This window comes from Streptomyces sp. NPDC001231, from assembly GCF_042896885.1.
Classification (GTDB): Bacteria; Actinomycetota; Actinomycetes; order Streptomycetales; family Streptomycetaceae; genus Streptomyces.
In genome coordinates, this window is record NZ_JBIAXS010000024.1 from 1 (window position 1) to 23,447 (window position 23,447).

A 23,447-nucleotide genomic window follows, 5' to 3' on the forward strand; every position below is an offset into this window, starting at 1 on the left:
CACCCCCCAGGTCATGCGTGCGACAGGGGGCAAACAGCCATACCGGGCCCGGGGGCCAGGCGCCCCGTTGCGGGGCCATGAGAAAGGTAACGGGGTCAACGTGAGGGCGCCGTGGCGGAGTTCCCCGTGGTTGTCGGGAACTCCGCCACGACGCCCGTGTGTTGCGTGCGTGGCGGGACGCGTCAGCGGGCGGCGCCGCCGTCGGCGTTGGGACCCTCGTAGTCCTCGCCGTAGGCGCCCTTCGCGGGCCGGCGGCGGCGCATGGGCGGCTCGACGCCGTCCGCGAGCCGGCGGGCGGTGAGCAGGAAGCCGGTGTGGCCGATCATGCGGTGGTCCGGGCGGACGGCCAGGCCCTCGATGTGCCAGTTGCGGATCATCGTCTCCCAGGCGGTCGGCTCGTTGAAGCAGCCGATCTCGCGGATGGACTCCACGGTCCGGGCGAGCTGGGTGGTGGTCGCGACGTAGCAGCACAGGATGCCGCCGGGGACGAGCGCCTTGGAGACGGCCTCGAGGCACTCCCAGGGGGCGAGCATGTCGAGGATGACGCGGTCGACGTCGGTGTCGGAGAGGTTGTCCTGGAGGTCTCCGACCGTGAGCTGCCAGGCGGGGTGCGGGCCGCCGAAGTAGCGTTCCACGTTCGCCTGCGCGATCTCGGCGAAGTCGGCGCGCCGCTCGTAGCTGTGCAGCATGCCCTGGTCGCCGATGGCCCGCAGCAGGAAGCTGCTGAGCGAGCCGGAGCCGACGCCGGCCTCCACGACGCGCGCGCCGGGGAAGATGTCGGCGAAGGCGAGGATCTGCCCCGCGTCCTTGGGGTAGACGACGGCTGCCCCGCGGGGCATGGACAGGACGTAGTCGGGGAGCAGGGGGCGCAGCGCGAGGTAGGCGACGTTGCCGGTGGTGCGGACAACGCTGCCCTCGGGTGCGCCGATCAGTTCGTCGTGCGGGAAGGACCCCTTGTGGGTGTGGAAGTTCTTCCCTGCTTCGAGCGTGAACGTGTAGTGGCGGCCCTTGGGGTCGGTCAGCTGTACCTGGTCCCCGACCTTGAAGGGCCCGCGGCGGCGGGCGGCACCGGTCGGTTCGGACATGTGACCAGCCTACCGGTCCCCGACGGGCCCTCCGACCACGCTGACGGGCCCTACGCGGAGGCCGACGGGCGGGCCATGGCCTTCACGAAGGCGCGCTCCACGTCGGCCGCGGACAGCACGCCGTAGATCTCGCCGGTCTCCTCCACCACGAGGTACTCGGTCGCCGGGGTGGCGCGCAGCACGTCCAGGAGGTCCTCTCCGGCGAGTTCGGCGGAGACGCGCATGCCGTCGGTGAGCTCCTGGGCGAGTTCGCTGGCGTAGACCCAGGGGCGGCGGTGTTCGGGTACGCCGACGATGGCGGACTCGCGGACGAGGGAGAGCGGCTCGCCGTGGCCGTCGACGACGACCAGGGCGCGGGCGCCGGCGGTGTTGGCGCGGCGCAGGGCCTCCGCCAGGGAGGTGTTGGCCTCGACCGGTACGGCGCGGCGGGTGAGGGCACGGGCGCGCAGTTCGGGGAGGTGCTCGCGCAGCCGGGCCATGCGCAGGCTGTTGCCGGCGCCGGTCCAGATGATCGCGGCCAGGATGGCGGCGAGCAGGGCGTTGGTGACGGTGCCCATGCCGACGCTGTCCTCGGCGGTGGGGCCGAGGGCTCCGGACTGGGTGACCAGGGGCAGTCCGATCAGGACGGCGACCGCGAGCGCGCGGCCGACCCAGGCGGCGGCGACGGTGCCGCTCATCGGCCTGCCGGTGATCTTCCAGACGACGGCGCGGAGCATGCGGCCGCCGTCGAGGGGCAGACCGGGCAGCAGGTTGAAGGCGGCGACGATGAGGTTCGAGATCATCAGGCCGGCCAGCAGGACACCGGCGACCGTGCCGCGCTCGAGGGGCTGCAGGGCGGCGTAGAAGACACCGGCGAGGATCAGCGACAGCAGCGGGCCGACGAAGGCCAGGACGAACTCGCGGCCGGGGGTCTCGGCCTCCTTCTCGATCTCGGAGACGCCACCGAAGAACTGGAGCTGGATGCGCCGGACCGGGAGCTTGAAGCGGAGAGCGGCGATGGTGTGGGCGAGCTCGTGGACGAGGACGGAGCCGTAGAAGGCGACCGCGAAGAACAGGGCGACGAGGTAGCGGGCTGCGCCGAGTTCGGGCAGCACCCGGTCGAGCTGTCCGCCGAACACCCAGGTGATCAGCGCGGCCACGAGGAACCAGCTGGGCGCCACGTACACGGGCACCCCGAAGGGCCGCCCCATGAGGAGCCCGCCCCTGGGGTCGCTCGGGCGCCGCGGCGGCTCCTGTCCGGCCCCGGAACGGGCGAGAGCGCGGTCGGGGTGGGCCTCGGGACGCGTGCGGTCGCCGGGAGCGTGGGCGGGACGTTCGGTAGGGATACCGGTTTCGCGTCCGGCGGCCGGGTCACCGCCGTGGGCGTAACCGCGCTCGGGGTGGGCGTCGGGGCTGACGTCGCCGGTGACGGGCGGCTCCGGCGGAGTGTCACCGGGGTGGGCGTCGTCGGTGGTGGGCGGCTTCCGTGGGGTGTCGCCGGAACGGTCCCGTCCCTCCGTCTCCTCCGGCTGCTTCGCCCGCTCCGTCTCCTCCGTCGTCTCCGTCGGCTCCTCCGTCCCGCCCTCCGCTCCGGGGGCAGGGGTGGCCGTCGGCGGGGCCGGCTCGGGCGGGGCCGCGGCGGCCGGCTCGGCGCCCGGGCCCACGGAGTCGGGGGCCGGGTCCACCGGGCCCGTGCGGCGATCTGCCGACTCGTCCTTGCCGGAACGCGGCTGTCCGCTCCCGCCGCTCACGTCCACGGTGTCCCCTCGTTCGAAGCACGTCTTCCGAGCCTGACGGCCGGAAGGTCTCGGGTCGATGGTATGCGGCCGTGGCAACCGGTCACGCCCGGCACCCCAATGTGTTTTCCCCGCTTCGGGCACAACATGACCGTCCCTGGGTCACTGTCAGTGGTGGGCCGTAGGGTCTGGTGCATGGAGACGAGCACGGAGGGCGAGCCCGGCACCCCGCACGACGCCGTCGGACCGGCCCGGTCACGCCACAGCGCGCCGCGGGCCGCCGAGTTGCAGCCCGCGCCGGAGTCGGCTCAGCCGCCGGACGCGGCGCGGACGACGGTCCCCGCACAGGCGGCCGCCGGGCAGGGCACGACGACCGGCGCGGCCGGCGCCGATCTCGTGGCCGCGGGCAGCGCGAGGGGCGACGAGGCCGTGACGAGTGGTCCCGACGTGAGCAGTGCGAGCGCTCACGGAGCCGCCGCGCACGCTGCGACGGCAGGCGGGGGCGCCGCCGGCCCTGTGGCTGCGGGCGGTGCGGGCGGTCCGGACGGCGGTGGGGCGGATGTGCGCGAGGCGGCTGCGGCGACGGGTGCGGACATGCCGGGCGGCGAAGGGGGCTCGCACGTGGAGGCCCGCCGGGCTGTCGTACCGCCCAGTTCGCTGTCTCCCTCGCGGGCCGGGGACTTCATGCAGTGTCCGTTGCTGTACCGGTTCCGGGTGATCGACCGGTTGCCGGAGAAGCCGAGTGAGGCCGCGACGCGGGGCACGCTGGTGCACGCCGTGCTGGAGCGGCTGTTCGACGCGCCCGCCGGGGAGCGGACCGCGCCACGGGCCAAGGAACTGGTCCCGGGCCAGTGGCAGCGGCTGCGCGAGGCGCGGCCCGAGCTGGTGGAGCTGTTCGCGGACGACACCGACGGCGAGCGGCTGGCGCGCTGGCTGGCGGAGGCGGAGCGGCTGGTGGAGCGCTGGTTCACGCTGGAGGACCCGACCCGGCTGGAGCCCGCCGAGCGGGAGCTGTTCGTCGAGGCGGAGCTGGACTCGGGGCTGACGCTGCGCGGGATCATCGACCGGGTGGACGTGGCGCCCACGGGCGAGGTGCGGATCGTCGACTACAAGACGGGCAAGGCGCCCCGCCCCGAGTACGCCGAGGGCGCGCTGTTCCAGATGAAGTTCTACGCCCTGGTGGTGTGGCGGCTGAAGAGGGTCCTCCCGCGACGGCTGCAACTGGTGTACCTGGGCAGCGGCGACATACTGACCTACGACCCGGTCCTCGCCGACCTGGAGCGAGTGGAGCGCAAGCTGCTGGCGCTGTGGGAGGCGATCCGGCTGGCCACCGAGACCGGTGACTGGCGTCCGCGCCCCACCAAGCTGTGCGGCTGGTGCGACCACCAGGCCCACTGCCCGGAGTTCGGCGGCACTCCCCCGCCCTACCCGCTGCCGGTGAGGGCGGCGGAGTCCGGCACGGCGGCGCAAGGCAGAATGGGGCCGGACTAGCGAAGGAGACTCACGTGGCCATCCGCGTCCTACTGGTCGACGACCAGCCGCTGCTGCGCACCGGGTTCCGGATGATCCTGGAGGCCGAGCAGGACATCGCGGTCGTGGGCGAGGCCGGAGACGGTCTTCAGGCCCTGGACCAGGTGCGGGCCCTTCAGCCCGACGTGGTGCTGATGGACATCCGCATGCCGCGGATGGACGGCGTGGAGGCGACCCGGCAGATCACCGGACCGGAACGGAACGGTCCGGCGAAGGTGCTGGTCCTCACCACCTTCGACCTCGACGAGTACGTGGTGGAGGCGCTGCGCGCCGGCGCGAGCGGCTTCCTGCTCAAGGACGCGCCCGCCAACGAGCTGGTGCAGGCGATCCGGGTGGTCGCGGCCGGCGAGGCGATGCTGGCGCCGAGCATCACGCGCCGGCTGCTGGACAAGTACGCCACGCATCTGCCCTCCGGGGAGGAGCAGGTGCCGGACACGCTGCACACCCTCACCGACCGTGAGGTGGAGGTGCTGAAGCTGGTGGCGCGCGGCCTGTCCAACGCGGAGATCGCCGCCGATCTGTTCGTCAGCGAGACGACGGTCAAGACGCATGTCGGGCATGTACTGACGAAGCTGGGGCTGCGCGACCGCGTGCAGGCCGCGGTGTACGCGTACGAGAGCGGACTGGTGCGCCCCGGCGCGCAGTAGCGGCGGCCCCCGCAACGCAAGGCAACGGCGAAGGGCGCCCCTCCCGGAGGATCGGGAGGGGCGCCCTTCGCCGTAGGGATGGTGGCGGATCAGCCGCCCACACCGCGGCCGAGCTCCCACAGCTGAAGCGTCGCCGAGGAGTTGAGGGCGTACGCGGTGCCCGTGATGTTGTCGCGGGCGGCGACGTACTGCTTGCCCTGCCAGAGCGGGATCAGCGGGACCTCGCTGGCGACGATGTCCTGAATGTCCGTCAGGCTGGCGGACGCGGAGAGCCGGTCGGCCTGGCGACGGGACTGCGGGATCAGGGTGTTGCGGATCTCGCTGTTGGCGTAGGGGGTGTTGAGGGTGTTGCCCTTGTCGAGGAACGGCGCCAGGTAGTTGTCGGCGTCCGGGAAGTCAGGGAACCAGCCCATGCCGTAGACGTCGTACTGGCCCTTCTTCTCCGCCGGGCGGAAGGTGTCCCAGGGGGTGCCCTGGATCTCGACCTCGAACAGACCGCTGCCGTTGAGCTGCTGCCGAAGGATCTCGAACTCCTTCTTGGTGGCAGGCCCGTAGTGGTCCGTCGTGTAGTGCATCGTCAGCTTGACCGGGGTGGTGACACCGGCCTTCTCCAGCAGCGAACGGGCCTTGGCCACGCTGGGGTCGCCGTACCGGTTGAAGAAGGAGTTGGAGTGACCGGTGATGGTGGCCGGGACCATCGAGTACAGCGGCTCGGCCTGGGTGCCGTAGACCTCGGAGACGAGTTCGCTGCGGTTGATGATCTGGGCCATGGCCTCACGCACGGCCTTGGTCTTCACCGTCGGGGCGTCGGTGTTGAAGGCCAGGTAGCGGATCTCCAGGCCGGCCGTCTCGATGATGCCGACCTTGCTGTCCTTGGCTGCCGACAGCGTGCGGATCTGCTCGGGCGACATGCTGCGGGTCATGACGTCGATGTCGCCCTTGTCCAGCGCGTCACCCATGGCGTCGGCGTCCGCGAAGGAGCGGATCTGCACCTTGTCGTTGTTGAGCTTCAGCGTCCCCTGGTAGTTGGGGTTCTTGGTGAAGACCCCGTCGACCATCTCGCCGTTCTTGATGTTGGCCTTCAGGGTGTACGGGCCGGAGCCGTCCACGGCGAAGCCCTCGCGGAGCTTGTTCTTCTCGTAGTCCTTGGGGTTGACGATGCCCGCGACGGGCGTCGACAGCTTGTACGGGAAGATGGCGTCGGCCGTGTTGAGGTGGAAGATGACCTCACGGTCGCCCTGGGTCTCCACGGTGTCCACGGTGGAGAGCAGGCCGGACACACCACTGTCCGCGTTGATGGACATGGCGCGGTCGACGGAGAACTTCACGTCGGCCGCGGTGATGGGCTCGCCGCTGGCGAACTTCAGGCCCTCACGCAGGGTGCAGGCGTAGCGCTCGTTGCCGCTGTCCGTGAAGCCGCACTTCTCGGCCGCCTCCGGGACGGGGTCGCCGTCGCCCTTGGGCTGGATCATCAGGGTCTGCACGGTCTGGCGCAGGATGTTCCAGGTACCGACGTCGTAGGCGTACGCCGGGTCCATGGGCGCCGGGGCGTCCTGCGAAGCGGTGAACCGGTCCGTGGTGCCGACGACGATGGCGTCGCCGCTCTTGCTGCCGCTGTCGGAACCGCCGCACGCGGCGAGTACCGGCGCAAGCAGACCGACCACGGCCGGCAGCACCAAAGTCTTGCGGTTCATGCTCGAGTTTCTCCAGAGCTGTCTTGTCCGTGTATCCGGCATGCAGGGTGTTGCGACGGATCACGGGGGCAGGGCCGATGTTCTCGCGACGAGATTAGTCCTCCCTCGCAGGACCGTTCGCGGCTACCGGAGTTGAGCTCCCATCACGCAGCGGAACCGGGTGCGGACGGACCGGAAACCCGTCACCGGAAGGATTCGTGCAGCGTTCCACCAAACGGGACACAAGGGCGCGCGCACGACATCCGAGAGGGTGCGGACAGCACGCTACGGACCCGTTGTCGACCCCCCATGAAGTGGGGAACGTCACACGCACAAGTAGGGGAACGGGTGCCGGAATTCAGCCATACGGCAAGCTTTGAATTCGCCCGGACATCCGGTTCGGGGGCCTTTTCCGCGGAACTTGGCACGCTGGGTGAACGGTTAGCGCATTTCTGTCATCAGACCGCGCAGAAATGACAGGTCCACGTCTTCAAGGGTGGGGACGACGGTCCGCCGGAAGGCCGGGGGGATGGGGGCGACCGAGGGGACGGCGACGACCCGGCAGCCGGCGGCCTCCGCCGCGGCGACTCCGGTGACGGTGTCCTCGATCACGGCGCACCGGGTGGGATCCGCGCCGAGGCCCGCGGCGGCCAGCAGGTAGGGGTCGGGGTGCGGCTTGGTGCGCAAGACCTCGTCGCCGGCCACGGACAGGGCGAAGTGCTGGGGGCCGAGCGAGGTCAGGACCCGGTCGATGATGCGGCGGTGGGAGGCGGAGACCAGGGCGGTGGGGATCCGCTGCTCGGACAGTTCGGCCAGCAGCCGTGCGGCGCCCGGCATCAGGGGCAGCGCGCCGTCGATACGGGCCTCGAAGCCCTCGTTCAGCAGGATGGTGACCTCGGCGAGGGTCACGGCGGCGCCGGTGGCCTCGATGAGGAAGCCCGCGCTGCGGGTCATGGGGCCACCGACGACGACGTGTCTCCAGGAGTCGTCGAGTCTGTGTCCGAGTGCGGCGAAAACCTCCACCTCGACGTCCCACCAGAAGCCCTCGGTGTCCACCAGGGTTCCGTCCATGTCCAGGAGCACGGCCTGCAAGGCTGAGCCTTCGGCCATACGGGTTCCGAGCGCCGGTACCGTGCTGGTCATCCGCGCATACCTCCTTGAGGGACGATCAGGCCGGTTCCCACACGGGGAACCGGCCTGCGATGGACCGACAATTGTACGACGCCCACAACCGAAATGCCCGCACGAACCGCCCACAACGGCATCGGCGCACGACGGCACCGTGGTTGCGCGCGAGGACGGCCGGTCCGCGGTCCGCTGCCCTCCGCACAGGCCCGCGGGACCGCTCGACCATGCCGGTGGCCCGGGCAAACCCCGGGTCAGCGGGCGTTGAAGTACTTGGCCTCCGGGTGGTGGATGACGATGGCGTCGGTGGACTGTTCGGGGTGGAGCTGGAACTCTTCGGACAGGTGGACGCCGATCCGCTCGGGGCGGAGGAGGTCGGCGATCTTGGCGCGGTCCTCCAGGTCGGGGCAGGCGCCGTAGCCGAGGGAGAATCGGGCGCCCCGGTACTTCAGGGCGAACATGTCCTCGATGTCGGCGGGGTCCTCACCGGCGAAGCCCAGCTCGGCGCGCACCCGGGCGTGCCAGTACTCGGCGAGCGCCTCGGCCAGCTGCACGGACAGCCCGTGCAGCTCCAGATAGTCGCGGTAGGAGTCGGCGGCGAACAGCCGCGCGGTCTCCTCGCCGATCCTGGAGCCGACGGTGACGACCTGGAAGCCGACCACGTCCCTCTCCCCCGACTCCTCCGGGCGGAAGAAGTCCGCCAGGCACAGCCGGCGGCCGCGGCGCTGGCGGGGGAAGGTGAAGCGGGTGCGCTCGTTGCCCTGGTCGTCCAGGATGATCAGATCGTCGTCCTTGGACACGCAGGGGAAGTAGCCGTGGACCACCGCGGCCTCCAGCAGGCCGTCCGTCTGGAGCCTCTCCAGCAGGCCGCGCAGCCGGGGCCGGCCCTCGCTCTCGACGAGTTCCTCGTAGGTGGGCCCGGCACCGGTGCGGGCCTGCTTGAGCCCCCACTGGCCCTTGAACAGGGCGCCCTCGTCCAGCCAGGACGCGTACTCCTTGAGCTGGATGCCCTTGATCACCCGCGTGCCCCAGAACGGCGGCTCGGGGACCGGGTTGTCGGTGGCCACGTCGGAGCGGACGTGCCCCTCCTCCGGCCGCTGCTCCTCGACCACCTGGGCGGTGGCGGCCCGCACCCGGCGCTGCCGGAGTTCGGGCAGCTTCGCCCCGGGCACGCCCCGCTTGACCCCGATCAGGGCGTCCATCAGGCGCAGGCCCTCGAACGCGTCGCGGGCGTAGCGGACCTCCCCGTCGTACAGCTCGTGCAGGTCCTGTTCGACATAGGCGCGGGTCAGGGCGGCGCCACCGAGGATGACCGGGTAGCCGGTCGCCAGGCCGCGGGCGTTGAGCTCCTCCAGGTTCTCCTTCATGATCACCGTGGACTTCACCAGCAGCCCGGACATGCCGATCACGTCGGCCCGGTGCTCCTCGGCCGCCTCCAGGATCGCCGAGACCGGCTGCTTGATGCCCAGGTTGACCACGTTGTAGCCGTTGTTGGACAGGATGATGTCGACGAGGTTCTTGCCGATGTCGTGCACGTCACCGCGTACGGTCGCCAGCACGATCGTGCCCTTGCCCGCCTCGTCGGTCTTCTCCATGTGCGGCTCCAGGTGGGCGACCGCGTTCTTCATCACCTCGGCCGACTGGAGCACGAACGGCAGCTGCATCTGCCCGGAGCCGAACAGCTCACCGACCACCTTCATGCCGTCCAGCAGGGTGTCGTTGACGATGTCCAGGGCCTTGCGCGTCTCCAGGGCCTCGTCCAGGTCCTGCTCCAGCCCGTTCTTCTCGCCGTCGATGATCCGCCGCTTCAGCCGCTCCTCCAGCGGCAGTGCGGCCAGTTCCTCGGCCTTGCCCGCCTTCAGCGACTTCGCCGTGGCGCCCTCGAACAGCTGCATGAGCTTCTGCAGCGGGTCGTAGCCCTCGCGGCGGCGGTCGTGGATCAGGTCGAGCGCGGTGGTGACCTGCTCCTCGTCGAAGCGGGCGATCGGCAGGATCTTGCTGGCGTGCACGATCGCCGAGTCCAGGCCCGCCTTGACGCACTCGTCGAGGAACACGCTGTTCAGCAGGATCCGGGCGGCCGGGTTCAGACCGAAGGAGATGTTCGAAAGGCCCAGCGTGGTCTGCACCTCCGGGTGCCGCCGCTTCAGCTCCCGGATGCCCTCGATGGTGGCCACACCGTCGCCCCGGGACTCCTCCTGGCCGGTGCAGATGGTGAAGGTCAGGCAGTCGACGAGGATGTCCTCCTCACGGATGCCCCAGTTGCCGGTCAGGTCCGCGATCAGCCGCTCGGCGATCTCCACCTTCTTCTCGGCGGTACGGGCCTGGCCCTCCTCGTCGATGGTCAGCGCGATCAGCGCCGCCCCGTGCTCCCGCGCCAGGGCCGTCACCCGTGCGAACCGCGACTCGGGTCCGTCACCGTCCTCGTAGTTCACCGAGTTGATCACCGCGCGGCCGCCCAGCTGCTCCAGCCCGGCCCGGATCACGTCCACCTCGGTGGAGTCCAGCACGATCGGCAGCGTCGAGGCCGTGGCAAACCGGCCCGCCAGCTCCCGCATGTCCGCGACCCCGTCCCGGCCGACGTAGTCCACGCACAGATCCAGCATGTGCGCGCCCTCGCGGATCTGCTCGCGCGCCAGCTCCACGCAGTCGTCCCAGCGGCCCTCGAGCATGGCCTCACGGAACTTCTTCGACCCGTTGGCGTTCGTCCGCTCGCCGATCGCCAGGTAGGACGTGTCCTGGCGGAAGGGCACGGTCTGGTACAGGGAGGCCGCGCCCGGCTCCGGGCGCGGGCTGCGCTCCACCGGGGACAGGTCCCGCACCCGCTCGACCACCTGGCGCAGGTGCTCCGGCGTGGTGCCGCAGCAGCCGCCCACCAGGGACAGTCCGTAGTCGCGGACGAAGTGGCCCTGCGCGTCGGCCAGCTCCGGCGCCGTCAGCGGGTAGTGCGCGCCGTCCTTGGTGAGCACGGGGAGACCGGCGTTCGGCATGCACGACAGCGGGACGCGCGCGTGCCGGGACAGGTAGCGCAGGTGCTCGCTCATCTCGGCGGGGCCGGTGGCGCAGTTCAGGCCGATCATGTCGACGCCCAGCGGCTCCAGCGCCGTCAGCGCGGCGCCGATCTCCGAGCCCAGCAGCATGGTGCCGGTCGTCTCCACCGTCACCGACACGATCAGCGGGACCTCGTACCCGGCGGTCTCCATCGCGCGGCGGGCCGCGATGACGGAGGCCTTGGTCTGGAGCAGGTCCTGGGTGGTCTCCACCAGCAGCGCGTCCGCGCCTCCGGCGAGCAGACCCTCGGCGTTCTGCCGGTAGGCGTCGCGGATGGCGGCGAAGGTGGTGTGGCCGAGCGTCGGCAGCTTCGTACCCGGGCCCATGGAGCCCAGCACCCAACGGGGGCGGCCGTCCGCGACGGTGAACGCGTCCGCCGCCTCACGGGCGATACGGGCACCCGCCTCGGACAGCTCGGCGACCCGCTCGGCGATGTCGTACTCGCCCAGGGCGGTGAGGTTGGCCCCGAACGTGTTGGTCTCCACGCAGTCCACTCCGACCTCGAAGTAGGCGGAGTGGACCGAACGGACGATGTCGGGGCGGGTGACGTTCAGGACCTCGTTGCAGCCCTCCAGCTGCTGGAAGTCGTCCAGCGAGGGCTCCTGGGCCTGGAGCATGGTGCCCATCGCTCCGTCGGCGACCACCACACGGGTGGCGAGTGCCTCGCGCAGGGCGGACGCACGGGTCCGGCTGTCGGCGGAAGGGGTCGGCGGCAACGAGGCCATGAAGGGGCTCCCTTGGGGTGCGACGGCTGTCGGCTTTGCGCGTTCCCGGGAGCGAGCACAGCACTGCCCGGGCGAGGCGCACGCCGCCAGGGTAGCCGGGACCGGCCCCTGACGGTCACGGCGTCCACCAAGCGGACGAGGATGACGGTCGTAACACCCCGGGTGGTGGCGGGGTCGCGCGACAGGTGACGGCCGACCATTGGCGGGGGATCGGCACGGACCGGTAGTGTTCGGCATTGCCGAACGGGCGCCACGACGAGAGTCGTCCGCCGGCGGTCGAAGGGGACGGAGGCAGGACGGCGATGGCACGGAACATCCAGTCGCTCGAGCGGGCGGCCGCGATGCTGCGGTTGCTGGCGGGCGGTGAGCGGCGGCTGGGTCTGTCGGACATCGCCTCCTCACTGGGCCTCGCCAAGGGCACCGCCCACGGCATCCTGCGCACCCTCCAGCACGAGGGCTTCGTCGAACAGGACGAGGCCTCCGGGCGGTACCAGCTGGGCGCGGAGCTGCTGCGCCTGGGCACCACCTACCTCGACGTGCACGAACTGCGGGCCCGCGCGCTGGTGTGGACGGACGACCTGGCCCGGTCCAGCGGGGAGAGCGTGTACCTGGGCGTACTGCACCAGCACGGCGTGCTGATCGTGCACCACGTCTTCCGCCCGGACGACAGCCGGCAGGTGCTGGAGATCGGGGCGATGCAGCCGCTGCACTGCACGGCTCTGGGCAAGGTGCTGGCGGCGTACGACCCGGTGGCGCACAGCGAGGCGGTCGAGACCGACCGCAAGGCGTTCACGGACCGGACCGTGTGCGGGATCGACGACTTCGAGCACATCCTCGACCTCACGCGCGCGCGTGGCTACGCCGCCGACGTCGAGGAGACCTGGGAGGGCGTCGCCTCCATCGCCGCGCCCATTCACGACCGGCGGCGGATGCCGGTCGGCGCGGTCGGCATCACCGGCGCGGTGGAGCGGGTGTGCCGCGAGGGCGAGCTGCGCCACGAACTCGTCGCGGCGGTCCGGGACTGCGCCCGCGCGGTCTCCCGGGACCTGGGCGCCGGACGCTTCTGACCACCACAGGAAGCCACAGGACCGCGAGCCGCGTCCCGCGCAACCGAGCGCGGGGCCACCGCGCACGTCCCGTACGACCAGGCACGGACCACGGCGCGCCGCCCGCGCGACCGGGCCGGTAGGTCTTCGGGCGCACCTGCATTCGCCATGCCCGCGCGGCCGGTCACCGTGCCCGCCGACCGGCATCACCGGCGCCGTGGAACGGGTGTGCCGCGAGGGCGAGCCCCGCCACGAACTCGTCGCGCCGATCCGGGACCGGCCCCACGGGACCGCGGCGCCCGGCGCTTCCGACCGCCACGGGATCACTGGGCGCGTCCCGTACGACCAGGCGCGGGGCCACTGCGCGCCGCCCGTCCAACCAGGGGCCGGCACACCTCGGGCTGCACCGGCTTTCGGGCTGCCCGATCGCCATGCCCGCTCGGCCCGCCGCCGTGGCACGCAACCGGCATCACGGGCGCCATGGATCGGGAGCACCGAGAGGACGGGCTCCCCCACGAACTGGTCACGGCGGTCCGGGACCGCGCCCGCACGGTCCCGCGAAGCCTCGGCGCCGGATGCTTCCGACCGCCGCACAGAGCTGCGGAACCACTGGGCACGGCCCGTGCGACCAGGCGCGGGGCCACCCCCTTGCGACGGGGCGCGGGGCCACTGCGCGCCTCACGCCTCCAGACGCACCGGCCTTCGCCGTGCCGACCCGGCGTGCCGCTGTACCCGTCAGCCTGCCTCCGCACCCACGCGGCCCGCCATCGCACCCTCGCGCGCCTGCCATCGCGCCTGCACGGCCGACCACCGTGCCCACGCGATCCGCCACCGCGCCCGCCCAGCCGGCCTCCGCACCCACGCAGCCCGCCCTCACGCCCTCGCGCGCCCGCTCGGCCGGCCGTCGGCCTCGGGCGCCCTTCGCGATCAGTAACGATCGCGGTTTCGTTACCGGGGCCCTTGACGACCACGTGGTGCGAGGCGAGACTCCCGTCCAACGGTCGGCATTGCCGAACACCTTGCGGTAATACGCGCTAGAGTGTGACAACGCCAAGGGCCGGCATCGCCCTCACCCACGAGGGCGCGAGCTCCCGGACGGAGGGACCCGGGGTTCGGCTACCTCTGGACGAAGGACAAAGGAGTCGCGGGTGTCCAGCTCCGACATCTTCATCGGCGAGACCATCGGTACCGCCGTGCTCATCCTGCTCGGCGGCGGCGTCTGCGCCGCGGTGACGCTGAAGGCCTCCAAGGCCCGCAACACCGGCTGGCTCGCCATCGCCTTCGGGTGGGGCTTCGCCGTGATGACGGCCGTGTACATCTCGGGCCCGCTCTCCGGTGCCCACCTCAACCCGGCCGTGACGGTCGCCCTGGCCATCAAGAACAGCGACTGGACCAACCTGCCGACCTACCTCGGCGGCCAGATGCTCGGCGCCATGATCGGCGCGACCCTGGTCTGGGTGGCCTACTACGGCCAGTTCCACGCCCACCTCACCGACCGGGAGATCGTCGGCGGCCCCGGCGCCCAGGCCACCGCCGCCAAGGCCGTCGAGGCCCAGGAGAAGGGCGCGGGCCCCGTCCTCGGCATCTTCTCCACCGGCCCCGAGATCCGGCACGCGGCGCAGAACCTCGCCACGGAGATCGTCGGCACCGTCGTACTGATCCTCGCGGTCCTCACCCAGGGCCTGAACGACCAGGGCAACGGCCTCGGCGTCCTCGGCGGTCTGGTCACCGCCCTCGTCGTCGTCTCCATCGGCCTCTCCCTCGGCGGTCCCACGGGCTACGCCATCAACCCCGCCCGTGACCTCGGCCCCCGCATCGTCCACGCCCTGCTGCCCCTGCCCAACAAGGGCGGCTCCGACTGGGGCTACGCCTGGATCCCGGTGGTCGGCCCGCTCATCGGCGGCGCCATCGGCGCGGGCATCTACAACGCCGCCTTCGCCTGACGGGCACCGCTCTCCGAGCCCTCGCGCGCAGCACGCCGCGCCGCACCCCGAACGCCGTACCCCCGCCCCATCGACCACGGACCCCAGGAGCAGACAGTGACGGACGCCCACACCGCCGGCCTCGCATCCCACGGCCAAGGGCCCTTCATCGCCGCCATCGACCAGGGCACCACCTCGAGCCGCTGCATCGTCTTCGACCGGGACGGCCGGATCGTCTCCGTCGACCAGAAGGAACACGAACAGATCTTCCCCAAGCCGGGCTGGGTCGAACACAACGCCACCGAGATCTGGACCAACGTGCAGGAGGTCGTCGCCGGAGCCATCGCGAAGGCCGGCATCACCCGCGACGACATCAAGGCCATCGGCATCACCAACCAGCGCGAGACCACCGTGCTGTGGGACCGGAACACCGGTGAGCCCGTCCACAACGCCATCGTCTGGCAGGACACTCGCACCGACGCCCTGTGCAAGGAACTGGGCCGCAACGTCGGCCAGGACCGCTTCCGCCGCGAGACCGGCCTCCCCCTCGCCTCCTACTTCGCCGGTCCCAAGGCGCGCTGGCTGCTCGACAACGTCGAGGGACTGCGTGAGCGCGCCGAGGCGGGCGACCTGCTGTTCGGGACCATGGACACCTGGGTCATCTGGAACCTGACCGGCGGCACGGACGGCGGCAAGCACGTCACGGACGTCACCAACGCCTCCCGGACCCTCCTGATGAACCTGCACACCATGGAGTGGGACCAGAAGATCGCCGAGTCGATCGGCGTACCGACGCGGATCCTGCCCGAGATCCGTTCCTCCGCCGAGGTCTACGGCGAGATCAAGGGCGGCAAGCTGGGCGACCTGCTCGGCGGCATCCCGGTCGCCTCGGCGCTCGGCGACCAGCAGGCGGCCCTGTTCGGCCAGACCTGCTTCTCCGAGGGCGAGACCAAGTCGACGTACGGCACCGGCACCTTCATGGTGATGAACACCGGCGACAAGATCATCAACTCGTACAGCGGGCTGCTGACCACCGTCGGCTACCGGATCGGCGACGACAAGCCGGTCTACGCCCTGGAGGGCTCAATCGCCGTCACCGGCTCCCTGGTGCAGTGGATGCGCGACCAGATGGGCCTGATCTCCACCGCCGCCGAGATCGAGACGCTCGCGCTGTCGGTCGAGGACAACGGCGGCGCCTACTTCGTGCCGGCCTTCTCCGGCCTGTTCGCCCCGTACTGGCACTCCGACGCCCGCGGGGTGATCGCCGGCCTGACACGGTACGTGACCAAGGCGCACCTCGCGCGCGCCGTCCTGGAGGCCACCGCCTGGCAGACGCGGGAGATCGCGGACGCCATGACCAAGGACTCCGGTGTCGAGCTGACGGCGCTGAAGGTCGACGGCGGCATGACCTCCAACAACCTGCTGATGCAGACGCTCGCGGACTTCCTGGACGCCCCCGTGGTGCGCCCGATGGTCGCCGAGACCACCTGCCTCGGTGCCGCCTACGCCGCCGGTCTCGCCGTCGGCTTCTGGAGCAGCACCGACGACCTGCGCGCCAACTGGCGCCGGGCCGCCGAATGGACCCCCCGCATGGACGCGGACATCCGCGACCGTGAGTACAAGAACTGGCTCAAGGCCGTCGAGCGGACCATGGGCTGGCTCGACGACGAGAGCTGACGAGAGCCGACGAAAGCTGACGAAAGCTGACGAGGAGCAAGAACAAGCGATGACCGGTCAGTCCACCCTGCAGTCCGTGCCCGCCCTGGGAACGGTTCCGTCCTTCGGCCCGAACCCGAGCCGTGCCGAGACCCGGGAGCAGCTCTCGAAGGCGGCCTACGACCTCCTCGTGATCGGCGGCGGCATCCTGGGCATCTCCACCGCCTGGCACGCCGCGCAGTCCGGTCTCAGGGTGGCTCTGGTCGACGCCGGCGACTTCGCCGGCGCCACCTCCTCCGCCTCCTCCAAGCTGCTCCACGGGGGCCTGCGCTACCTGCAGACCGGCGCGGTGAAGCTGGTGGCGGAGAACCACTTCGAGCGCCGTGCGGTCTCCCGCCAGGTGGCTCCCCATCTGGCGAACCCGCTCACCTTCTACCTCCCCGTGTACAGGGGCGGGCCGCACGGCGCGGCGAAGCTCGGGGCCGGCGTGTTCGCCTACTCCGCGCTGTCCGCCTTCGGCGACGGCGTGGGCCACCTGCTCAGCCCGGCGAGGGCCGCGCAGGACGTGCCGGAGCTGCGCACCGAGAACCTCAGGGCGGTGGCCGTCTACGGCGACGACCAGATGAACGACGCGCGCATGGCGCTGATGACGGTCCGTGCCGCCGTCGAGTCGGGCGCGGTCGTCCTCAACCACGCCGAGGTGACCGGTCTGCGCTTCACCCGGGGCAGGGTCACCGGCGCGGAGCTGAGGGACCGGCTGTCCGGCGAGGAGTTCGGGGTGGACGCCCGCCTGGTGCTGAACGCGACCGGCCCCTGGGTCGACCACCTGCGCAGGATGGAGGATCCGAACGCGGCGCCGTCGATCCGCCTGTCCAAGGGCGCCCACCTGGTGCTGAAGCGCACCTCCCCGTGGAAGGCCGCGCTGGCCACGCCGATCGACAAGTACCGCATCACCTTCGCCCTCCCCTGGGAGGACATGCTGCTGCTCGGCACGACCGACGAGGAGTACGAGGGCGACCCGGCCGATGTCGCGGTCGACGACCAGGACATCGCCCAGATACTCGACGAGGCCGCGTTCTCCGTACGCGACCGGCAGCTCGACCGCGACCTGATCACGTACGCGTTCGCCGGACTGCGGGTGCTGCCGGGCGGCCCCGGGGACACCGCCAAGGCCAGGCGCGAGACGGTGGTGACGGAGGGCAGGGGCGGCATGCTGTCCGTGGCGGGCGGCAAGTGGACCACCTTCCGGCACATCGGCCGGACGGTGATGAAGAAGCTGGAGTCCCTGCCGAGCGCCCCGCTGGGCGAGGACTACGAGCCGATCTCCTCGCTGCCGAAGAGGCTGCCGCTGCCCGGCATCGCCAACCCGCGGGCGGTCGCCCACCGGCTCCTCGTGGACCGTCCGGCGCCCGGTCCGCGCATGGCGGCCGACACCGCCAAGCACCTGGCCACGCACTACGGTTCGCTGGCCTTCGACATCGCCCGGCTGGCCAACGAGAACCCGGAGCTGGGCGAGCGGGTCCACCCGGACGCCCCGGAGATCTGGGCACAGGTCGTCTGGGCCCGGGACCACGAGTGGGCCCAGACGGCGGACGACGTGCTGCGCCGGCGTACGACGCTGACGATCCGCGGCCTGGCCACGGACGAGGTACGGGCGAAGGTGCGGGACGTGCTCGACCGGAGGCGACCCGACGGGCAGTGAGCAAAGCCGCCGGGCCGGCGCCGCGGCCTGCTCCCCCGCAAGGGGTGTCGGCCGCGGCGCCGAGCTGTGCGTTTTCCTCCCGTTCCTCCCGGGCCGGTCCGGGGAACCTCCATAATGGGCCGAGACATCCGATGTCTGCGCGGGCTGGGAGGCCGGTCATGGCGGTGACCGACGAGGCGATCGAGAAGATCAAGGGGATGATCGTCTCCGGTGTGCTGCGGCCCGGCGAGCGGCTGCCCAAGGAGAGCGAACTCGCCGCCGAACTGGGGTTGTCGCGCAACTCCCTGCGGGAGGCCGTGCGGGCGCTGTCCCTGATCCGGATCCTGGACGTGCGGCAGGGCGACGGCACGTACGTCACCAGCCTGGATCCCCAACTGCTCCTGGAGGCAATGGGGTTCGTCGTCGACTTCCACCGTGACGACACGGTGCTGGAGTTCCTGGCGGTGCGCCGCATCCTGGAGCCGGCCGCGACCGCGATGGCGGCGTCCCGCATCAGCGATGAGCAACTGGACGCACTCGACGCCCGGTTGGACGCGCTCGGCGGCGATCCCTCGGTGGAGGGGCTGGTCGCCTGCGATCCCTCGGTGGAGGAGCTGGTCGCCTGCGATCTCGAGTTCCACCGGGGCATCGCGCGGGGCTGCGGCAACTCGGTCCTGTGCTCCCTGCTCGACGGGTTGTCCGGGCCCACCACCCGGGCCCTCGTCCGGCGCGGACTGGCCCGGCGGGACGCGGTCGGCCGCACCCTGCGCGAGCACCGCGCGATCCTCGGCGCGCTGCGCGACCGGGACGCGGAGGCGGCGCGTTCGTGGGCCACGGTGCACATCGCGAGCGTGGAGCAGTGGCTGCGCTCGGCCCGGTGACCCATCGGAGGTGTGGACCGGTGGACGGGCGGGGCCGCCGGGGCGGCGATCATGGGTGTTCGAAGGACTCGGACGGGGCAGTGATCCGTTCACCCCCCCGTGCAAGGGGGCTGCGGACGCCCCCGCCGAACGCCGTAAGGTTGGTGGGTCAGGCGAGGGCACGTCGGAAGGAGGCGCTGGGTGATCGAGCTCGAGGGGGTTCCCGAGCTGATCGACCCGGTCATGGTGGCCGCGTTCGAGGGCTGGAACGATGCCGGCGACGCCGCCTCCACCGCGGTCGCGCATCTGGAGAGGGAGTGGAAGGGCGAGGTGTTCGCGGCGCTGGACGCCGAGGACTACTACGACTTCCAGGTCAACCGCCCCACCGTGTTCATGGACGGCGGCGTGCGCAAGATCACCTGGCCGACGACCAGGTTGTCGGTGGTCCGGGTCGGCGGCGACAAGCCACGCGACCTGGTGCTGGTCCGCGGCATCGAACCGTCCATGCGCTGGCGCTCGTTCTGCAACGAACTGCTCGGCTTCGCGCACGAGCTGGGTGTGGAGCTGGTGGTCATCCTGGGCGCGCTGCTCGGCGACACCCCGCACACGCGTCCGGTTCCCATCAGCGGGACCACGTCGGACACGGATCTGGCCCGCCGCATGGACCTGGAGGAGACCAAGTACGAGGGCCCGACGGGCATCGTCGGGATCCTCCAGGAGGCCTGCACGCACGCGGGTGTCCCGGCCGTCTCGCTGTGGGCGGCGGTCCCGCACTACGTGTCGCAGCCGCCGAACCCGAAGGCCACGCTGGCCCTCCTCAACCGTCTGGAGGACCTGCTGGACCTGCGCATTCCGCTGGGCGAGCTGCCGGAGGACGCGCGTGCCTGGCAGGTGGGCGTGGACCAGCTGGCCGCCGAGGACAGCGAGGTCGCGGAGTACGTCCAGACGCTGGAGGAGGCCCGGGACACCGCCGAGCTGCCGGAGGCGTCGGGCGAGGCGATCGCCCGTGAGTTCGAGCGGTACCTGCGGCGCCGGGACGGTGGCGGCCCGTCGTCGGGCGGCCACGCCACGGCGGACGGCGGTGACGGCGGCTCGTATCTGCGGGACGGCCCCGGCGGCCGGCCACGGCCGCCGCGACCGCCGAAGGCGGAGTCGGACGACGGGGACGCCGGGAACGACTCGTCGGAGGAGTGAACGGATCAGGGGCGGTGCGCGTGACGCGCACCGCCCCTGATGCCGTGTCCGGCCGGTCGGGTCAGAGAGCCACGCCCAGCAGGGCGTCCACGGCGCGCGAGACGAGGCCGGGGGCGCCGGTGTCCTCGCCGCCGCGCTCCTGCTGGAGGGCCACCCAGCGGTCGACCGCGGCGAGGGCCGCCGGGGCGTTCAGGTCGTCGGCGAGGGCGTCACGGATCTCCTCGACCAGCGCGTCCGCGGACGGGCCGTCGGGACGGGAGACGGCCGCGCGCCAGCGGTCCAGACGCTCGACGGCTTCCTGGAGCACCTGGTCGGTCCACTCCCAGTCGGAGCGGTAGTGGTGGGCGAGGAGCGCGAGGCGGATGGCGGCGGGGTCGACGCCGTCGCGCCTGAGCCGCGAGACGAAGACCAGGTTGCCCTTGGACTTGGACATCTTCTCGCCGTCGAGCGCGACCATGCCGGCGTGGACGTACGCCTTGGCCATGGGGAACTCGCCGGTGAGCACCTGGGCGTGCGAGGCGCCCATCTCGTGGTGCGGGAAGGCGAGGTCGGAGCCGCCGCCCTGCACCTCGAAGCCCATGCCGAGGTGGTCCAGCGCGATGGCCACGCACTCGATGTGCCAGCCGGGCCGGCCGCGGCCGAGGGAGCCCCCGTCCCAGTTCGGCTCGCCGTCCCGGGCGGCCATCCACAGCATCGGGTCGAGCGGGTTCTTCTTGCCCGGGCGGTCCGGGTCGCCGCCGCGCTCGGCGGACAGCAGCCGCATGGCCGCCGCGTCGAGGTGGGAGACCTCGCCGAAGTGGGGGTCGGACTCGACGGAGAAGTACACGTCCCCGTCGAGCTCGTACGCCGCCCCCAGGTCGCGCAGCCTTTCGACCAGCGGGACGATGCCGGGTATGGCCTCCACGGCGCCGATGTAGTGCCGGGGCGGCAGCATCCGCAGGGCCGTCATGTCCTCACGGAACAGGGCCGTCTCCTGCTCGGCCAGCTCCACCCAGTCGACGTCGTCGCGCTGCGCCCGCTCCAGCAGGGGATCGTCGACGTCGGTCACGTTCTGGACGTAGTGCACCTGCCGCTTGGTGTCGAGCCACACGCGCTGCACGAGGTCGAACGCGTTGTAGGTCGCCGCGTGCCCCATGTGGGTCGCGTCGTACGGCGTGATGCCGCAGACATAGATACGGGCGACGGGACCGGGGTCGAGAGTGACCGGACCACCGGTCGCGGTGTCGTGGATCCTGAGGTCGCGGCCCTCACCAGGCAGGGCGGGGACTTCGGAAGCGGGCCAGGCATGCATGTCATGAGCGTAACCGGACCGCGGTCCCATCTACGAACCGGACCACCCCGGATGGCCGGTTGACCCCTGTGCTCTCAGACCGGCGGCCATGGGATCGCCGGCCACTCCCCGCTCGGCTCGGGGTGTGTGCCGGAGGTGAGCAGCGCGGTCACGCGTGCGCGGGTGGCGTCGAGTTCGGCCGGGGTGATCAGGGCGGCCAGCCGGGTCGCGAGGGGGGCGCCGTCGCGGAGGGTGTCCTTCAGGGCCTTGAGGACGGCCAGGACCTCCGGAGGGAGCGGTTCGCCCGCCCAGCCCCACAGGAGGGTGCGCAGCTTGTTCTCGACGTTGAAGGTGACGCCGTGGTCGATGCCGTAGAGGTGCCCCTCCGGGGTCGGCAGCAGGTGCCCGCCCTTGCGGTCGGCGTTGTTGATCACCGCGTCCAGCACGGCCATCCGGCGCAGCCGCTCGTCGTCCGCGTGCACCAGCAGCGCCGTGCGTCCCTCGCCGACCTCGGCGAAGCCGATCGCCTTCCAGCCCGGGCCAGGTTCCTCGGCGTCCAGCAGCGCGAGCAGTTCGGCTTCCGGGGTCGCCTCGATCCACAGCTGGACCATGCCCTCGCCGTACGGGCCGTCGCGCAGCACGGTGGGCGGCACCAGGGACCAGCCGGTCGCCTCGGAGACCTCGTACGCCGCCACCTCACGGGCGGCGAGGGTGCCGTCGGGGAAGTCCCACAGCGGCCGCTCCCCGGCGACCGGCTTGTAGACGCAGGACGCCTCCCGGCCGTCGTACGCGACCGTGCAGAACAGCGCCGCGTTGGAGGCCTCGCGGATGCGGCCGCGCACGGTCAGCTCACCCTGGGCGAGCAGTTCGGCGGACTCGGCACCGGGCGTCACGCTCCGCGGCGGTATCCGTTCTGGCGCGGACATACGTGTCCTTCCGGGTCGAGCGGGAGGCTGCACAGCGGGCACGGCGGCCGCCCGGCGTTGACGACGTCGAGGGCGCGCTTGGCGAAGGCCCTCGCCTGCGCGCCGGTGAGCCGGACGCGCAGCATCGGGGGGCCGTTCTCCTCGTCCTGGAGCAGCCGCTCCTCGGCCTCGGCGAGGTCCTCCTCGGACTCCGCGTCGAGCTCGACGAGGGCCTGCGCCTCGACGATCATGCGCTGCTCCTCACCGTCCCAGGCGAGCGCCATGGTGCCCACCCGGAACTCCTCCTCGATGGGAGTGTCCAGCGGGCCGGTGTCGGCGATCTCGCTGGGCGCCATGGCGGGCACGGCGGCGCTGCCGCCGCTGCGGCGCAGCACCTCGTCCAGCAGTTCGTCCATGCGCTCGGCGAGCGCGGCGACCTGGGTCTTCTCCAGGGCCACGCTGGTCACCCGGGGGCCTGCGGTGGCCTGGAGGAAGAACGTACGGCGCCCGGGCAGTCCGACCGTGCCGGCCACGAAGCGGTCCGGGGGGTCGTAGAGGAACACCTGACGGGACACGTCCTGTCTCCATGGGAATCGTGAGAACGTCTGAATCGGGAAGTCTAGGGCGACCGCTTCACCCTACTGCGGCCGACGATCACGGTGCGCCCGCGCCGCCCCCGACCGGTGCGTCGTCGCCTTCCGGCTCCTCGCGCGGTGCCAGGGACGCGAAGTCCCCGGTGTCGCCGAGCCGTACCAGGAACGGCCGCAACCTGGTGTAGCGGATCGCGGTGACGGAACAGGGTTCGACGGAGATCCTCTGGAAGAGGTCCAGATGAAGGCCGAGCGCGTCCGCCACGAGGGACTTGATGATGTCACCGTGGGAGCACATCAGGTAGACGGCGTCGGCACCGTGGTCGCGCTCCACGCGCGCGTTCCACTCGCGCACCGCCTCGGCGGCGCGGGTCTGCATCGCGCGCATGGACTCGCCGCCGGGGAACGCGGCCGCCGAGGGGTGCGCCTGCACCACCTCCATCAGCGGCTCGTCCTTGAGCTCGGCGAGCTTGCGGCCGGACCAGTCGCCGTAGTGGCACTCGCCGATCCGCTCGTCCGTGTGCGCGGTCAGTCCCGGCCGGGCGTCCAGCAGCGGTCGTACGGTTTCCCGGCAGCGCTGCAGCGGACTGGTGACGACTTCGGCGATCGGCAGTCCGTCGAGCCGCCCCGGCAGCGCCGCGGCCTGCGCGGTGCCGCGTTCGTCCAGGGCGACCCCTGGGGTCCAGCCGGCGAGCAGTCCGGCGGTGTTGGCGGTGGAGCGTCCGTGCCTGACGAGGATCAGCGTGGGCATGCGGCCAGGGTAGGCGTACGGACG

Annotated in this window: 17 protein-coding genes; 8 read left to right on the plus strand and 9 right to left on the minus strand. The window is 71.7% G+C overall.

The annotated features are described in order from the left end of the window. Positions 1 to 182 precede the first annotated feature (182 nt). Entirely contained in the window at positions 183 to 1,085 is a 903-nt protein-coding gene (locus tag ACFY3J_RS26540; RefSeq protein ID WP_365434771.1) for a tRNA (adenine-N1)-methyltransferase, read from the minus strand. A 50-nt stretch (positions 1,086 to 1,135) separates the two neighbouring features. Beyond that, positions 1,136 to 2,821: a site-2 protease family protein gene (locus ACFY3J_RS26545; protein WP_384175316.1), complete on the minus strand. Its 1,686-nt coding sequence runs from the start codon at positions 2,819 to 2,821 to the stop codon at positions 1,136 to 1,138. A gap of 573 nt (positions 2,822 to 3,394) precedes the next feature. Between ACFY3J_RS26545 and ACFY3J_RS26550 the strand changes: the two genes are divergently transcribed. Together ACFY3J_RS26550 and ACFY3J_RS26555 are read left to right on the plus strand one after the other, a co-directional pair. Next, positions 3,395 to 4,291 (plus strand): RecB family exonuclease, encoded by an 897-nt coding sequence (locus ACFY3J_RS26550; protein ID WP_390841919.1) that lies wholly within the window; start codon positions 3,395 to 3,397, stop codon positions 4,289 to 4,291. Positions 4,292 to 4,305: 14 nt separating this feature from the next. After that, positions 4,306 to 4,977 carry a response regulator transcription factor gene (locus ACFY3J_RS26555; RefSeq protein WP_100567746.1) on the plus strand — a complete coding sequence of 224 codons (672 nt, stop codon included), beginning with the start codon at positions 4,306 to 4,308 and terminating at the stop codon, positions 4,975 to 4,977. Positions 4,978 to 5,066: 89 nt separating this feature from the next. Here the strand turns inward: ACFY3J_RS26555 and ACFY3J_RS26560 are convergent, their stop codons facing one another. From ACFY3J_RS26560 to metH, 3 genes are all read right to left on the minus strand, one after another. Next, complete coding sequence (locus ACFY3J_RS26560; RefSeq protein WP_384175314.1) at positions 5,067 to 6,671, minus strand: ABC transporter substrate-binding protein; 1,605 nt, start codon at positions 6,669 to 6,671, stop codon at positions 5,067 to 5,069. A gap of 420 nt (positions 6,672 to 7,091) precedes the next feature. Then, a complete protein-coding gene (locus tag ACFY3J_RS26565) occupies positions 7,092 to 7,793 on the minus strand; it encodes an HAD family hydrolase (RefSeq protein WP_384175312.1) in 702 nt (233 codons plus the stop codon). 236 nt (positions 7,794 to 8,029) lie between these two features. Beyond that, complete coding sequence (gene metH, locus ACFY3J_RS26570) at positions 8,030 to 11,548, minus strand: methionine synthase (RefSeq protein WP_390841879.1); 3,519 nt, start codon at positions 11,546 to 11,548, stop codon at positions 8,030 to 8,032. A 302-nt stretch (positions 11,549 to 11,850) separates the two neighbouring features. Between metH and ACFY3J_RS26575 the strand changes: the two genes are divergently transcribed. From ACFY3J_RS26575 to ACFY3J_RS26600, 6 genes are all read left to right on the plus strand, one after another. Continuing rightward, the gene (locus ACFY3J_RS26575; RefSeq protein ID WP_141362506.1) at positions 11,851 to 12,615 is read left to right on the plus strand and encodes an IclR family transcriptional regulator; all 765 of its coding nucleotides are present in this window, start codon (positions 11,851 to 11,853) and stop codon (positions 12,613 to 12,615) included. 1,127 nt (positions 12,616 to 13,742) lie between these two features. Beyond that, the gene (locus ACFY3J_RS26580) at positions 13,743 to 14,537 is read left to right on the plus strand and encodes an MIP/aquaporin family protein (RefSeq protein WP_390841880.1); all 795 of its coding nucleotides are present in this window, start codon (positions 13,743 to 13,745) and stop codon (positions 14,535 to 14,537) included. Between the two features lie 96 nt (positions 14,538 to 14,633). Further along, a complete protein-coding gene (gene glpK, locus ACFY3J_RS26585) occupies positions 14,634 to 16,193 on the plus strand; it encodes a glycerol kinase GlpK (protein WP_384175306.1) in 1,560 nt (519 codons plus the stop codon). A gap of 49 nt (positions 16,194 to 16,242) precedes the next feature. Beyond that, complete coding sequence (locus ACFY3J_RS26590; protein WP_384175304.1) at positions 16,243 to 17,874, plus strand: FAD-dependent oxidoreductase; 1,632 nt, start codon at positions 16,243 to 16,245, stop codon at positions 17,872 to 17,874. Positions 17,875 to 18,032: 158 nt separating this feature from the next. Then, a complete protein-coding gene (locus tag ACFY3J_RS26595) occupies positions 18,033 to 18,734 on the plus strand; it encodes a FadR/GntR family transcriptional regulator (RefSeq protein WP_390841881.1) in 702 nt (233 codons plus the stop codon). Between the two features lie 180 nt (positions 18,735 to 18,914). Then, entirely contained in the window at positions 18,915 to 19,907 is a 993-nt protein-coding gene (locus ACFY3J_RS26600) for a PAC2 family protein (RefSeq protein ID WP_384175300.1), read from the plus strand. A gap of 61 nt (positions 19,908 to 19,968) precedes the next feature. Here the strand turns inward: ACFY3J_RS26600 and mshC are convergent, their stop codons facing one another. The 4 genes from mshC to ACFY3J_RS26620 all read right to left on the minus strand — a co-directional run bounded on the left by mshC (position 19,969) and on the right by ACFY3J_RS26620 (position 23,423). Then, a complete protein-coding gene (gene mshC / locus ACFY3J_RS26605) occupies positions 19,969 to 21,198 on the minus strand; it encodes a cysteine--1-D-myo-inosityl 2-amino-2-deoxy-alpha-D-glucopyranoside ligase (protein ID WP_390841882.1) in 1,230 nt (409 codons plus the stop codon). Positions 21,199 to 21,272: 74 nt separating this feature from the next. Continuing rightward, positions 21,273 to 22,103 carry an SCO1664 family protein gene (locus ACFY3J_RS26610; RefSeq protein ID WP_390841883.1) on the minus strand — a complete coding sequence of 277 codons (831 nt, stop codon included), beginning with the start codon at positions 22,101 to 22,103 and terminating at the stop codon, positions 21,273 to 21,275. Then, positions 22,067 to 22,657 carry a DUF3090 domain-containing protein gene (locus tag ACFY3J_RS26615; RefSeq protein ID WP_141362492.1) on the minus strand — a complete coding sequence of 197 codons (591 nt, stop codon included), beginning with the start codon at positions 22,655 to 22,657 and terminating at the stop codon, positions 22,067 to 22,069. Before ACFY3J_RS26615 ends, ACFY3J_RS26610 begins: the two co-directional genes overlap by 37 nt. Positions 22,658 to 22,736: 79 nt before the next feature. Continuing rightward, positions 22,737 to 23,423, minus strand: coding sequence for a histidine phosphatase family protein (locus tag ACFY3J_RS26620; RefSeq protein WP_384175294.1), 687 nt, complete (start codon positions 23,421 to 23,423; stop codon positions 22,737 to 22,739). Positions 23,424 to 23,447: the final 24 nt, after the last annotated feature.

Excerpts from the sequence above, each read along its gene's own strand:
- ACFY3J_RS26540 (WP_365434771.1), bottom strand. The coding sequence starts at position 1,085 with ATGTCCGAACCGACCGGTGCCGCCCGCCGCCGCGGGCCCTTCAAGGTC.
- ACFY3J_RS26550 (WP_390841919.1), top strand. The coding sequence starts at position 3,395 with ATGCCGGGCGGCGAAGGGGGCTCGCACGTGGAGGCCCGCCGGGCTGTC.
- ACFY3J_RS26560 (WP_384175314.1), bottom strand. The coding sequence starts at position 6,671 with ATGAACCGCAAGACTTTGGTGCTGCCGGCCGTGGTCGGTCTGCTTGCG.
- ACFY3J_RS26565 (WP_384175312.1), bottom strand. The coding sequence starts at position 7,793 with ATGACCAGCACGGTACCGGCGCTCGGAACCCGTATGGCCGAAGGCTCA.
- metH (WP_390841879.1), bottom strand. The coding sequence starts at position 11,548 with ATGGCCTCGTTGCCGCCGACCCCTTCCGCCGACAGCCGGACCCGTGCG.
- ACFY3J_RS26575 (WP_141362506.1), top strand. The coding sequence starts at position 11,851 with ATGGCACGGAACATCCAGTCGCTCGAGCGGGCGGCCGCGATGCTGCGG.
- ACFY3J_RS26590 (WP_384175304.1), top strand. The coding sequence starts at position 16,243 with ATGACCGGTCAGTCCACCCTGCAGTCCGTGCCCGCCCTGGGAACGGTT.
- ACFY3J_RS26595 (WP_390841881.1), top strand. The coding sequence starts at position 18,033 with ATGGCGGTGACCGACGAGGCGATCGAGAAGATCAAGGGGATGATCGTC.
- mshC (WP_390841882.1), bottom strand. The coding sequence starts at position 21,198 with ATGCATGCCTGGCCCGCTTCCGAAGTCCCCGCCCTGCCTGGTGAGGGC.
- ACFY3J_RS26610 (WP_390841883.1), bottom strand. The coding sequence starts at position 22,103 with ATGTCCGCGCCAGAACGGATACCGCCGCGGAGCGTGACGCCCGGTGCC.
- ACFY3J_RS26620 (WP_384175294.1), bottom strand. The coding sequence starts at position 23,423 with ATGCCCACGCTGATCCTCGTCAGGCACGGACGCTCCACCGCCAACACC.